Below are 13,027 nucleotides of genomic sequence, written 5' to 3'. Positions count from 1 at the left end.
TAAAATGGATTATTTTGACGTGGGACGAATCGTGAACACGCACGGGATCCGCGGCGAGGTCAAAGTTTTAGCGACGACCGATTTTGTGCGCGAGCGTTTTAGCGTGGGACAGGTAGTTTACGCGCGACAAAAGGGGCTACCGTTAGTTAAACTGACCATCAAATCTTGGCGGTCGCAACGCCAGTTTGAAATGCTGGCCTTTAACGAGATCACGGATATCAATGAAGCCGAAAAATACAAGGGTGCCACCTTGCAGATCGCTGCTAGCCAACAACAGCCGCTAGGACAAGGCGAATATTATTATCACCAGATAGTAGGCTTAACGGCGGAAACCGTAGCGGGCAAACAATTGGGAGTAATTTCCGATATTATGCGTACGGGTGCTAATGACGTGTGGATCGTTACCACCCCTAATCATAAACAAATTTTACTACCGGTGATCAAAGACGTGATCAAAGACGTTCAGTTAGCCCAACAAAAAGTGATCGTTGAGTTAATGGAAGGAATGGATGAACAGTGAAGATCGACATTTTAAGTTTGTTTCCGGAATTATTCACGCCTTTTTTAATCTCATCGATCGAAGGTAAGGCGCAGGCTAAGGGAATCGTTGACGCCCAAGTCACTAATTTTCGCGACTTTACTAACGATCGGCAAAATCACGTTGATGATTATCCCTACGGTGGCGGGGCTGGCATGTTGTTGCAAGTCCAACCGATTTTTGCGGCGTTAGATGACGTAGCGGCCAAACGCGGTGGTTTGGGACGGGTGATTTTATTAGATCCGGCGGGAAAGAAGTTCGACCAAAAAGAGGCCGAAAAATTAGCGACCGCAGAGCAGTTGACTTTTATTTGTGGCCATTATGAAGGTTACGATGAGCGGATCAAAACCCGGGTGACCGACGAGTATTCGCTGGGAGATTTTATTTTGACCGGCGGCGAGATCGCGGCAATGGCGATGATCGATGCGATCATTCGGTTGTTACCTCAAGTCTTAGGCAACGCGGAATCAAAAAACGAAGAATCTTTTTCGATGCAGTTACTGGAATATCCGCAGTATACGCGACCAGCCGACTTTGCGGGAATGAAGGTGCCCGAGGTGTTGTTATCGGGTGATCACGGTAAGGTGGACGCCTGGCGGCAAAAAGAAGCGCTACGGAAAACCTATTTACGCCGGCCGGATCTTTTAGCCAACTATCAGCTGTCGGCTCAGGAAGAAAAATGGCTGCGTGAATTTGAAACGGAAAAATGAATTTACAAATCAGCTGGCTTATGCTATGATAAAACGTGGCTGTTGCCATAAAAAACGATATTCCGCTGCAACTGACATGAATATCGGTGAAGGGAAGAAAAATCAATGTCAGTAGTTAGTCCATTAATTACAGAAATTACTAAGTCACAATTACGTGATGATATTCCTGCTTTTCGTCCGGGAGATACGGTCAGAGTGCATGCGCGGATCGTCGAAGGCAAACGGGAAAGAATTCAGATGTTTGAAGGCGTTGTGATCAAACGCCGCGGCGAAGGCATTTCTGAAACTTATACTGTTCGTAAGATCAGTAGCGGTGTTGGCGTGGAACGGACATTTCCAGTTCATAGTCCCCGTGTTGACCAGATCGAAGTCTTACGTCATGGTCGAGTACGTCGTGCTAAACTGTATTATTTGCGTGACCGTCAAGGTAAAGCTGCGCGGATCTCAGAACGCCGGCGTTAATAAAGAGATTGGCCCCTTGGTTGACAAGGGGCTTTCTTTTTGCATAAAACTGATTTGTCACAATTTAATTTAGCGGCGAGAACCCGCGGTACAATTTAAGGTTAAACTATGCTAAAATTGACATAATAATTTGGACGTTTAGGAGGAACAAGATGGCAGTTAAATATCAACGGGTAATTATTAAACTTAGCGGCGAGGCTTTAGCCGGCGAACAAGGCAGGGGAATTAATCCGCCCGAGATCCGCAAGGTTGCCGAAGAATTAAAGGAAGTTTATGATTTGGGAGTTGAGATCGCGATCGTGGTCGGCGGCGGTAACATGTGGCGCGGAGAAGCCGGTGCACAAATGGGCATGGAACGCGCGCAAGCCGATTATATCGGAATGCTGGGGACGATCATGAACGCGTTAGCTTTGCAAGATAACTTAGAAAAAATAGGAGTTCCAACGCGGGTACAGACCGCAATTGAGATGCGTCAGATTGCCGAGCCTTATATTCGCAGAAAAGCGATCCGGCACTTAGAAAAAAAGCGGGTCGTGATCTTTGCGGGCGGAACTGGTTCACCGTATTTTTCTACGGATACCACGGCTGCATTGCGGGCTTCTGAGATCAACGCCGACGTTATTTTGATGGCTAAAAATGGGGTCGACGGGATCTATTCAGCTGATCCGCGGACCGATGAAACTGCGCATAAATATCAGAAGTTGACCCATATGGACGTGATCAACAAGAACTTACAGGTCATGGACACTACGGCGTCTTCTTTGGCCATGGATAACGACGTTCCGTTAGTCGTATTTAATATGAACGAACACGGTAATATCAAACGCGTAGTATTAGGTGAAGAGTTAGGAACTACAGTGGAAGGAAGATAGTAATGAGTAACGAAGTGATCACGGCCGGTCGCCAGAAAATGACTAAGGCAGAAGAAGCATTACAACGAGAATTAGGTAGTATTCGTGCGGGACGCGCCAATGCTAGTTTACTTAATCGGATCACGGTGGAATATTACGGCACCCAAACGCCACTAAACCAATTAGCGCAGATTTCGGTGCCAGAAGCACGGGTGTTAATGGTCACACCATACGATAAATCAGCACTAAAGGAGATCGAACGTTCGATTTTGGCTTCGGATTTGGGTATTTCTCCGGCTAACGATGGCAGTGCGATCCGGTTAGTGATCCCTCAATTGACCGAAGAGCGGCGCAAGGAACTGGCTAAAAAAGTCAAGGCCGTTGCTGAGACCGGCAAAGTGGCAGTGCGTAACGTTCGGCGAGAAATGATGGATACTTTGAAGAAACAACAAAAAAATGGTGATTTGACCGAAGACGAACTGCGTAATTTGGAAAAACAGGTCCAAAAAGCAACAGATGACTCGATCAAAAACGTAGAAGAGATCACAGCTGCTAAGGAAAAAGAAGTTTTAGCACAATAAAAACTAGTTAAGCAATCAAGAGGCTAGCCTAGAAAAACTAATTTTTCTGTAGACTGCCTCCTTTTTGTTTTTGTGATAATCTACCTAACAGTAGGAGGAAAATTTTTGTTTAGTAAAAAATTATCACCCACGAACTCACCGGAAGTGGAGCTAACGACCAAAACGCTTCCCGCACACGTCGCGATCATTATGGACGGCAACGGACGCTGGGCACAAAAGCGGCACTTGCCAAGAATTGCCGGGCACAAACGCGGGATGGAAGTAGTCGAAGTGATCGCTAAGGCCGCTAGTCAAATTGGCGTTAAAGTGTTAACTTTGTACGCATTTTCGACCGAAAATTGGCAACGTCCCGCCGCTGAAGTCAATTTTTTAATGGACCTGCCCGTTAAATTTTTTAACCGGTTCGTTCCCGAATTGATTGCTCATAACGTCCGGGTGACGGTGATGGGAGACACTACACAATTACCGACTAAAACGCAAACGGCCGTTAGTGAAGCAATCAGACAGACTAAAGATTGTACGGGAATGATCTTAAATTTCGCTTTAAATTATGGCGGACGTACGGAAATCGTGCGGGCCGCGCAAAAAATTGCTACCCAAGTTGCTGCCGGAAAATTAGCGCCAGAGCAGGTCGATGAGACTGCTTTCGCGCAGCAGCTGGATACGACCTTTTTGGGTGCCTACGCCGAACCGGACCTGGTGATCAGGACGAGTGGGGAAAAACGGATCTCTAATTTTTTACTGTGGCAGATCGCCTACAGCGAATTAGTTTTTACTCCTGTTTACTGGCCTGATTATCAGCCGGCAGACCTCACCGCTAATATTGCAGAATACCAACAAAGAAACCGCCGCTTCGGTGGTTTACAGAAAGGGGCCAACTCTAAATGAAACAACGCGTAATTACGGCCGTGATCGCGCTGATTATCTTTATTCCCTTACTTTTACTCGGGAAAACACCTTTTGAACTTCTAGTAGTGTTACTCGGTTTAGTGGGGATTTCTGAAATCTTGATGATGAAAAAAAAGCTCTTGGTTTCGTGTGCAGCCTTGTTAGCCTACTTATTATTGTTAGTACTGATCGTCCCGCAGTCATGGCTGAGTTTTTTGCCTTCCGGTTTTTCGAGTTTAAATCTCAGTTACTTGTTAATGCTAGCGATCTTATTACTAAGTGTTTTTACGCGCAATCGTTTTACTTTCGACGATGCAGGGGCACTCGTTTTAGGGGCCCTTTACGTTGGCTGGGGCTTTCATTACCTGATAGTAGCCCGGGCTGCTAGCCTGTGGCTGGTGTTATTTGCTTTACTGACAGTTTGGATCACCGATAGTGGTGCTTATTTATTTGGCCGTCAATTCGGCAAGCATAAGTTAGCTCCTCATATCAGTCCGAATAAAACCTGGGAAGGTTCGATCGGTGGGACTTTAGCTGCGGTAATTTTAGTGGGACTTTATGCTTATTTCTTACGAGCTGATTTTAACTATCATTTTGGAATTTTACTGTTACTGATCTTGGTATTTTCTGTTGCCGGTCAGTTGGGCGACTTAGTCGAATCCGCGTATAAACGTTTTTACGGCGTCAAGGATTCCGGTAAGATTTTACCCGGTCACGGTGGCATATTAGATCGGTTTGATTCACTGTTATTTGTATTACCATTGATGCATTTTTGTGGTTTGATTTAAATTCTGATCAGGATAGGAGCAAATGCGATGATTCTCACAATTGTGGTTTTTATTATTGTTTTTGGTGTGATCGTGACTGCCCACGAATTTGGCCACTTTATCAGCGCCAAAAAAGCGGGGATCTTGGTGCGCGAATTTGCGATCGGAATGGGACCTAAGGTTTTTGCTTACCATAAAAATAGTACGACTTACACGATCCGGATCCTGCCGTTAGGCGGTTATGTACGCATGGCGGGACTAGAAGACGACGATGAAGTGTTACAAAAGGGGATGCCCGTTAAGTTGCTTTTGGACGAGCAGGGTAACGTGCAAAAAATCAATACCAGTCAAAAAGTCACGCTGGTCAGCGGTATTCCGCTTGCAGTCACCGAATGGGACTTACTAGATCAACTATATGTTTGTGGCTACGAAAATGGTGACGAAGAGCAATTAAAGCGTTTTACAGTCAACCGGGATGCTTTGATTATCGAAAAAGACGGTACGGAAGTCCAGATCGCACCGCGAGATGTTCAGTTTCAGTCCGCCAGTTTACTTAAAAGGATGATCACTAACTTTGCCGGACCGTTGAATAATTTTATCTTGGCGATCTTAGCTTTTATCGTGATCGCTTGCCTGCAGGGAGGAGCGGTCAGTACGATCAACGGCGTCGGTAGCGTAGTCTCTCATTCCGTGGCGCAAAAAGCGGGTTTAAAAGCGGGAGACCGGATCGTGAAAGTTGCCGGGCAGACGACGAATACTTGGGAACAGGTCGCTACTAAGATTAGTGAGCGTCCGGGACAAAAAACCAAACTGACGCTTAAACGTGCTGGTACTACCAAAGAGGTCACGTTGGTCCCACAGGCTAAAAAAGAAAACGGACAAAAGACCGGTGTGATCGGGATCACTGCCGGGCAAAAAGTAGACCATTCGTTAGGGGCGATCATCGGTTACGGTTTTAGCCAAACTTACGTGGTAATGAGCTCTGTTTTTCACGCACTGGTAAATATGCTACATGGTTTTAGCCTCAACGATTTAGGTGGCCCGGTAGCGATGTATTCGTTTACCAGACAGGCGGCCCAGTACGGTACGATCAGTGTGATCAACTTACTGGCATTTTTGTCGATTAACCTGGGGATCATCAACCTGTTACCGATCCCGGCGTTAGATGGTGGCAAAATATTGCTTAATATTATCGAAGCCGTGCGGGGCAAACCACTTGATCCTAATAAGGAAACCTTGATCACGTTAGTTGGTTTTGGTTTCATGATGATCTTAATGGTTTTAGTTACGTGGAACGACATTCAGCGTTACTTTTTCTAGCAGTAACGAGCGACGAGAGGAGAATTATTAAAGATGAAACAATCACAGTTATTAGTGCCGACATTAAAGGAAGTTCCTAGCGATGCGGAGGCCGTTAGTCACCAGCTATTATTGCGGGCGGGCTATATCAAACAGGTGACGGCAGGGATGTACGCTTATTTGCCCTTAGCTCAACGGGTATTACAACGACTTTCTGACATCATGCGCGAGGAAATGGAAAAGATCGGTGCGGTTGAAATGCTGCTACCGGCGGTGATCCCAGCCGAATTGTGGCAGGAAAGTGGTCGCTACGAAACTTACGGGCCGACGTTATTTAAATTAAAAGACCGGCACGAACGCGACTTTATCTTGGGACCGACGCACGAAGAAACGTTTACCATGCTGATCCGCGATTCCATTAAATCATATAAAAAATTACCACTGATACTTTATCAGTTGCAGATGAAATACCGGGACGAAAACCGACCTCGTTTTGGCTTGTTACGGGGACGGGAATTTTTAATGAAGGATGCTTACTCGTTTAATATCGATCAGGAAAGCCTCAACGTTAGCTTTCAGCAAATGGACCAGGCTTATATCCAAATTTTTAAACGGATCGGCTTAAACTTTAGGAGTATCGTGGCCGATTCGGGAACGATGGGCGGCAAGGGCTCTAAAGAGTTTATGGCGATCGCTGACATCGGGGAGGATACCGTGGTTTACTCCGATACCAGTGATTACGCGGCTAACTTGGAAATGGCTAAGAATTTGCGGGTACAAAAAAAGTCGCACGAAACTCCTAAGGAGTTGCAAAAAGTGGCGACTCCCGGGGCAAAAACGATCGATGAAGTGGCGCAGTTGTTACAGCTCGATAGTCAAGAAGAGATCAAGACCTTGTTATATATTGCGGACGAAAAACCAGTAGTCGTTTTGTTGCGGGGTAACGACCAGTTAAACGAAGTCAAATTAAAAAATTACTTGGACGCCGATTTCTTGCGCCCAGCAGAAGAAAGTGAAGCCGTTCAGTACATGGGTGCTAGTTTTGGTTCGCTGGGTCCCGTAGGCATTGACAACCAGTTGTTGGTGTTAGCGGATCTGGACGTGCAAGGAATGGCAAACGTGGGTGTTGGTGCTAACGAGGACGGCTACCACTACTTAAACGCCAATCCTAAGCGTGATTTTCAGGTCAGCGAATACGTCGATTTACGTTTAGTGCAAGAAGGCGATTTGTCTCCAGACGGCGAAGGAGTCTTAAAATTTGAACCGGGAATTGAAATTGGACACATCTTTAAGTTAGGCGACCGTTATTCGCAAAAATTGCAGGCCACTGTGTTAGACCAAAATGGTAAGCAGGTCCCGGTCCAAATGGGTTCTTATGGTATCGGAGTTTCACGGGTGTTAGCGGCGATCGTAGAACAGCATCATGATGAACACGGGATCATTTGGCCCCGCAGTGTTGCCCCGTTTGACGTGCACGTGATCCCAGTTAACGTTAAAAATCAGACCCAAGCTCAACTTGCTAAGGAGATCACGCAACAACTGCAAGAAGCAGGCTACCGGGTATTAGTAGATGACCGCAAGGAACGCGCCGGGGTCAAATTTGCGGACGCCGATTTGATTGGGATCCCGGTCAGAGTAACGGTCGGTAAAAAGGCGCAAGAAGAAATCGTTGAGCTTAAAATGCGCCAGAGTGGTGAAACTTTGGAAGTCAAGCAAGCAGAATTGCTAAATTCGTTAGCAATTTTGTTGAAAAAATAGTTAAGTTTTACTAGGTTTAATCAAAGGAGTTTGACCGTGGAACTTGCACAAGAAGAATTATTTACTAAACTGTTACAGCAGTTAAAATGGCAGCCAACGCCACAGCAAAAAAAATACTTTAAGCAAGCGGCGATCACTAAAGTTCAGGTGCATACGAAATCTAAAAGGTGGGACTTTTTTATCACATTACCAGAGATCTTGCCTTTTGCACTGTTCACGGAATTTAGCGAACGATTAGATACGGCATTTAAAGACATCGTCGCTACTAAATTGTATTTGCAAGTCGAAGATCCGGTAGTTACCGATCAGAATTTGGGCGATTACTGGCAGTGGGTCGTTTTGCATAGCGGGATCAAGTCTAACTTAGTTAATAGTTTGTGTCGCGGCAAAGTCCCTTACTTACAGGATAAACGAGTGATGCTGCTGGCCGAAAATGAAGTGATCAAACAGTTTTTGGTGACCCAAGCGCTGGGGCCGATCGAAGCGACTTACCAGCAAGTTGGTTTTCCCCGCCAGCACCTAACTACTTTGATCGATGAAACCGCGGCGCAGGCTAAGATTGCTGAGTACCAGGAAAAAAAGGAACAAAATGACGCGCAGTTGACCCAAAAGGCGTTAGCGGCGATCCAAAAACAAAGTCAAGCACACCCTAAGAAAAAAAGTGCGTCTGCTCCGGTGACGGGGCTGGTGCAACTCGGCAAAAAAATCGCCGATAACGTGACTGTTCGCCAGATGGCAGACATTACGGAAGAAGAGCGTTCTGCAGTCATTGAGGGTTATGTTTTTTCTAAGGAAGTCCGTGTTTTACGTTCTGAACGGCAGTTACTGATCTTAAAGGTGACTGATTATTCTTCGTCGTTTGTGGTGAAGAAGTTTTCGCGTGACGAAAACGACGAAGCCTTGTTTGCCGCTTTAGCCGAGGGTGATTGGGTCAAGATCCGGGGAAGCGTGCAAGAAGATAACTACATGCATGAGCTGGTGGTCAATGCCTATGATATCAATCAGGTCAATCATCCGGTGCGTCAAGATCAGGCTGCAAAAGACCAGAAAAGAGTCGAATTACACCTGCATACTAATATGAGTTTGATGGATGCGACCAATAGTATTACCGATTACGTGGAACAGGCGGCTAAATGGGGGCAACCTGCCATTGCGGTCACTGATCACGGAACGTTACAGGCGTTTCCGGAGGCTCACAGCGCGGGACAAAAAAACGGAGTTAAGATTTTATACGGGGTCGAAGCTAACGTGGTCGATGATGGGACTCCGATCGCGTATAATGAAGCCCACCAGGAATTAAAACACGCCACTTACGTAGTGTTTGATACCGAAACGACGGGCTTGTCCGCGCGCTACGACAAGGTGATTGAATTATCTGCCGTCAAAATGAAAGACGGTGGGGTGATCGATCAGTTTGAGGAATTTATCGATCCCGGTCACCCGTTGTCACAAACGACGATCAACTTGACGAGTATTACCGATGAAATGGTGCGCGGCTCTAAGAGTGAAGCCGAGGTTTTTCGGCTATTCCAGGATTTTTGTCAGGATACGATCATCGTCGGGCATAACGCCACTTTTGACGTGGATTTCATGAACACGGGGTATGCGCGGCATAACTTACCGTTGATTTCTCAGCCGTGGGTCGACACGTTGCCGCTGGCTCGTTTTTTATACCCGGAAATGAAAAGATTTCAATTAAATACGCTAGCTAAGAAGTTAAATGTCAGTCTGGAACACCATCACCGGGCGATCTATGATGCCCAGGCGACCGGCTTTATTTATTATGCGATGCTCAAAGAAGCACAAAAGAGATTTCAGATCGAATATCACGATCAGTTTAACGAACACGTCGGAGAAAACGATGCGTATAAAAACGAACACCCGTTTCACGTGACGATCTTAGCGCAGACCCAAGCAGGACTGAAAAATTTGTTCAAGGCCGTTTCTGCGGGGATGACGGATTACTTTTACCGGGTGCCACGGATCCCTCGTTCGGTGTTAGATAAATACCGTGAGGGGCTATTGTTGGGCTCTGCTTGTGCGGACGGTGAAGTTTTTACGGCAATGATGCAAAAAGGCTACGATTTCGCTAAGCAAAAAGCTCGTTACTATGATTATTTAGAGATCCAACCCAAGCCGCTGTACGCGCCGTTGTTAGAAAGAGAATTGGTCAAAGATAACGCTAATTTGGAAGAGATCATTTCTAATATGGTGGAGCTGGGCCATGAGCTGAAGTTACCGGTAGTAGCGACCGGCGACGTGCATTATTTAAATAAAGAAGACGGTATTTACCGTAAAATTCTGTTGCATTCACAGGGGGGCGCGAACCCCTTAAACCGGCTGCAACAGTTACCGGATGCTCATTTTAGGACAACCGATGAAATGTTAGCCGAGTTTGCTTTTTTGGGCGAGAAAACCGCTCAAGAAGTCGTCGTGACCGCGCCGAATAAACTCGCGCAGTCTTGTGACGAGATTTCTCCGGTCAAAGATAAATTGTATACTCCTAAAATTGAGGGAGCCGAAGAAGAATTACAGTCGCTAACGATGAATAAGGCCCACGAATTGTACGGTGAACAGTTACCTGAAGTGGTAGAACAGCGCTTAAAAAAGGAATTGAATTCGATCATCGGTAATGGATTTGCGGTCATTTATTTGATCTCACAAAAATTGGTGTATAAGTCTAATAAAGACGGGTATTTGGTAGGTTCTCGGGGGTCAGTTGGTTCTAGTTTAGTAGCGACGATGTCTGGGATCACCGAAGTTAATCCCTTACCGCCTCATTACCGGTGTCCTAAGTGTTGTTTTAGTCAGTTCTTTACTAAGGGTGAGTATGGTTCCGGTTTTGATCTGCCCGATAAGGATTGTCCGCAGTGTGGAACAGAACTGGTCAAAGACGGGCACGACATTCCCTTTGAGACCTTTTTAGGATTTAAGGGCGATAAGGTTCCGGATATCGATTTGAATTTTTCCGGGGATTACCAGCCGATCGCGCATAACTATACCAAGGTCTTGTTTGGTGAAAAAAATGTTTACCGGGCCGGCACGATCGGCACCGTGGCGGATAAAACCGCTTATGGTTACGTGAAGGCCTACGAACGTGATACGGAACAGAGTTTGCGAGGAGCCGAAGAAGACCGTCTAGCTAAGGGGGCTACCGGGGTCAAACGAACTACCGGGCAGCATCCCGCGGGTATCGTGGTCGTGCCGGATTACATGGACATTTACGATTTTACTCCGATCCAGTACCCGGCAGACGATGTGACTGCCGCTTGGAAAACGACTCACTTTGACTTTCATTCGATTCACGATAATATTTTGAAACTCGATATTTTAGGTCACGATGATCCGACGATGATCCGGATGCTCCAAGACCTGTCTGGTATCGATCCTAAAACGATCCCGACCGATGATCCCGGAGTAATGGCACTGTTTTCGGGAACCGAAATTTTAGGGGTGACGCCCGAGCAGATCCAGTCCAAAACGGGTACGTTGGGGATTCCCGAATTCGGGACCCGCTTTGTTCGTGGAATGTTAGAAGAAACCAAACCGACGACTTTTTCCGAATTACTGAAAATTTCTGGTTTGTCGCACGGCACGGATGTTTGGCTGGGAAACGCCGAAGAACTAATTAAAAATAAGGTAGTCGAAATGTCCGATGTCATTGGTTGCCGGGACGATATTATGATGGATCTGATCCATATGGGGTTAGAATCCGATTTAGCGTTTAAAGTCATGGAACACGTTCGTAAGGGTAAAGGGATCCCTGATGACTGGCAAAAAACGATGCGTGATACTAAAGTACCTGAATGGTATATCGGAGCTTGTTTGAAAATCAAATACATGTTTCCTAAAGCTCACGCGGCGGCTTACGTGCTGATGGCGCTGCGGATCGCTTATTTCAAGGTCTATTTTCCGTTGCTGTATTACGCAGCTTATTTTTCGGTGCGTGCCGATGATTTTGAAATCGTCGCGATGGCTCACGGTAAAGCTGCCGTTAAAGAGCAGATGCACGAGATCAATGCCAAGGGTAACGATGCGACCGCGAAAGAAAAGAACTTACTGACGGTACTAGAAATTGCCAACGAGATGTTGGAACGGGGCTACGAATTTAAAATGGTAGACTTAAAACATTCAGCCGCGGCCGACTGGCTGATCGTTGACGAGCAAACTTTACTGGCTCCGTTTTCGGCGCTTCCAGGATTAGGAGTTAACGTGGCCCAGCAGATCGTTGCGGCACGCGAGGAAAAAGAGTTTTTATCTAAAGAAGATTTAGCTACGCGGGGCAAAGTTTCTAGTACGCTGATCGACTATATGACGGAAAATCACGTTTTAGACGAACTGCCCGACGAAAATCAGTTGAGCCTGTTTGATAATTTATTTTAAACGTTAGGTAATTGACTTATGACTTGCTTTTTGGTAACATAAGAGCGTTGTATTTGTGCATGTCACAACTGCAACCGCACGGCTTTCAGTTTAAGTACGGTGAAACGTCACTGAAAACGGCGAGTCTAGGTTTAAAGGGAGGTGCACTATCGATGTACGCTATTATTAAAACTGGTGGTAAACAATTTAAAGTTGAAGCTGGTAGTACTATTTACGTAGAAAAATTAGCAGTTAATGCGGGTGACAAGGTGACTTTCGACCAAGTAGTAATGCTTGGTGGTGATAAAACAGTGATCGGCACACCATTAGTTACTGGTGCGACCGTCACGGGAACTGTTGAAAAACAGGGTCGTGCTAAGAAGGTCGTTACCTTTAAGTATAAACCAAAGAAGCATAGTCATACTAAGCAAGGTCATCGTCAGCCTTATACCAAGGTTGTCATCGATGCGATCAACGCTTAAAGATGATCAAGGCGCATTTTAGTTACCACCAGCAATCTATTTCAGGTTTTGACTTGACAGGACATGCTGGCTCCGGTCCTTACGGTTATGACATCGTTTGTGCCGCGGTTTCTGCTTTGGCGATCAATGCGGTCAATAGTCTAGAACAGTTGGCTCAAGCCAAATTACAGGTGGTAACGGATGAGAAAAATGGTGGTCTCCTGCAGGTAACAGGAATTGCTGGTGATAATCAGGCGGCGCAGTTATTGGTACGCAGCTTGTTGTTGGGTTTACGTGCAATTGCTCAAAATTATCAGGACTACTTTGAAATTGACACTGGAGGTGTTTAG

The 13,027-nt window shown here is 46.0% G+C and carries 12 protein-coding genes and 1 other annotated feature; all 12 genes read left to right on the top strand.

The window, feature by feature from the left end; translation table 11 throughout:
• Window positions 1-4: 4 nt before the first annotated feature.
• Window positions 5-520, top strand: a complete 516-nt coding sequence (gene rimM / locus ACSYSK_RS05400; protein WP_491714136.1) for a ribosome maturation factor RimM — start codon at window positions 5-7, stop codon at window positions 518-520.
• Window positions 517-1,248, top strand: a complete 732-nt coding sequence (gene trmD / locus ACSYSK_RS05395) for a tRNA (guanosine(37)-N1)-methyltransferase TrmD (RefSeq protein ID WP_491714135.1) — start codon at window positions 517-519, stop codon at window positions 1,246-1,248. Before rimM ends, trmD begins: the two co-directional genes overlap by 4 nt.
• Before the next feature lie 105 nt (window positions 1,249-1,353).
• On the top strand, window positions 1,354-1,710 hold the full coding sequence (gene rplS, locus ACSYSK_RS05390) for a 50S ribosomal protein L19 (protein ID WP_491714134.1): 357 nt from the start codon (window positions 1,354-1,356) through the stop codon (window positions 1,708-1,710).
• A gap of 152 nt (window positions 1,711-1,862) precedes the next feature.
• Window positions 1,863-2,582 carry a UMP kinase gene (pyrH, locus tag ACSYSK_RS05385; protein ID WP_491714133.1) on the top strand — a complete coding sequence of 240 codons (720 nt, stop codon included), beginning with the start codon at window positions 1,863-1,865 and terminating at the stop codon, window positions 2,580-2,582.
• Between the two features lie 2 nt (window positions 2,583-2,584).
• A complete protein-coding gene (frr, locus tag ACSYSK_RS05380; protein WP_491714132.1) occupies window positions 2,585-3,142 on the top strand; it encodes a ribosome recycling factor in 558 nt (185 codons plus the stop codon).
• A gap of 105 nt (window positions 3,143-3,247) precedes the next feature.
• Window positions 3,248-4,030 (top strand): undecaprenyl pyrophosphate synthase, encoded by a 783-nt coding sequence (gene uppS / locus ACSYSK_RS05375; RefSeq protein ID WP_491714131.1) that lies wholly within the window; start codon window positions 3,248-3,250, stop codon window positions 4,028-4,030.
• On the top strand, window positions 4,027-4,818 hold the full coding sequence (locus tag ACSYSK_RS05370) for a phosphatidate cytidylyltransferase (protein WP_491714130.1): 792 nt from the start codon (window positions 4,027-4,029) through the stop codon (window positions 4,816-4,818). The genes uppS and ACSYSK_RS05370 overlap by 4 nt, the downstream gene beginning before the upstream one ends.
• 27 nt (window positions 4,819-4,845) lie before the next feature.
• Window positions 4,846-6,117, top strand: coding sequence for an RIP metalloprotease RseP (gene rseP, locus ACSYSK_RS05365; RefSeq protein ID WP_491714129.1), 1,272 nt, complete (start codon window positions 4,846-4,848; stop codon window positions 6,115-6,117).
• Between the two features lie 33 nt (window positions 6,118-6,150).
• Complete coding sequence (locus ACSYSK_RS05360) at window positions 6,151-7,854, top strand: proline--tRNA ligase (RefSeq protein WP_491714128.1); 1,704 nt, start codon at window positions 6,151-6,153, stop codon at window positions 7,852-7,854.
• Between the two features lie 36 nt (window positions 7,855-7,890).
• Window positions 7,891-12,237 carry a PolC-type DNA polymerase III gene (locus tag ACSYSK_RS05355; protein ID WP_491714127.1) on the top strand — a complete coding sequence of 1,449 codons (4,347 nt, stop codon included), beginning with the start codon at window positions 7,891-7,893 and terminating at the stop codon, window positions 12,235-12,237.
• A gap of 62 nt (window positions 12,238-12,299) precedes the next feature.
• Window positions 12,300-12,374: a sequence feature (ribosomal protein L21 leader region), on the top strand.
• 15 nt (window positions 12,375-12,389) lie between these two features.
• Complete coding sequence (gene rplU, locus ACSYSK_RS05350) at window positions 12,390-12,698, top strand: 50S ribosomal protein L21 (protein ID WP_491715867.1); 309 nt, start codon at window positions 12,390-12,392, stop codon at window positions 12,696-12,698.
• A gap of 2 nt (window positions 12,699-12,700) precedes the next feature.
• Entirely contained in the window at window positions 12,701-13,027 is a 327-nt protein-coding gene (locus tag ACSYSK_RS05345) for a ribosomal-processing cysteine protease Prp (protein WP_491714126.1), read from the top strand.

The sequence above is a fragment of the Ligilactobacillus sp. ESL1201 genome (assembly GCF_058503265.1).
The sequence above is the reverse complement of the archived record's forward strand: the minus strand, read 5'-3'. Positions and strand labels throughout refer to the sequence as shown.

What these genes read in the sequence shown, in the direction of transcription:
- rplS (WP_491714134.1), top strand. Translation starts at nt 1,354, where the DNA reads ATGTCAGTAGTTAGTCCATTAATTACAGAAATTACTAAGTCACAATTA.
- frr (WP_491714132.1), top strand. Translation starts at nt 2,585, where the DNA reads ATGAGTAACGAAGTGATCACGGCCGGTCGCCAGAAAATGACTAAGGCA.
- rplU (WP_491715867.1), top strand. Translation starts at nt 12,390, where the DNA reads ATGTACGCTATTATTAAAACTGGTGGTAAACAATTTAAAGTTGAAGCT.
- rimM (WP_491714136.1), top strand. Translation starts at nt 5, where the DNA reads ATGGATTATTTTGACGTGGGACGAATCGTGAACACGCACGGGATCCGC.
- ACSYSK_RS05345 (WP_491714126.1), top strand. Translation starts at nt 12,701, where the DNA reads ATGATCAAGGCGCATTTTAGTTACCACCAGCAATCTATTTCAGGTTTT.
- ACSYSK_RS05360 (WP_491714128.1), top strand. Translation starts at nt 6,151, where the DNA reads ATGAAACAATCACAGTTATTAGTGCCGACATTAAAGGAAGTTCCTAGC.
- pyrH (WP_491714133.1), top strand. Translation starts at nt 1,863, where the DNA reads ATGGCAGTTAAATATCAACGGGTAATTATTAAACTTAGCGGCGAGGCT.
- ACSYSK_RS05370 (WP_491714130.1), top strand. Translation starts at nt 4,027, where the DNA reads ATGAAACAACGCGTAATTACGGCCGTGATCGCGCTGATTATCTTTATT.
- rseP (WP_491714129.1), top strand. Translation starts at nt 4,846, where the DNA reads ATGATTCTCACAATTGTGGTTTTTATTATTGTTTTTGGTGTGATCGTG.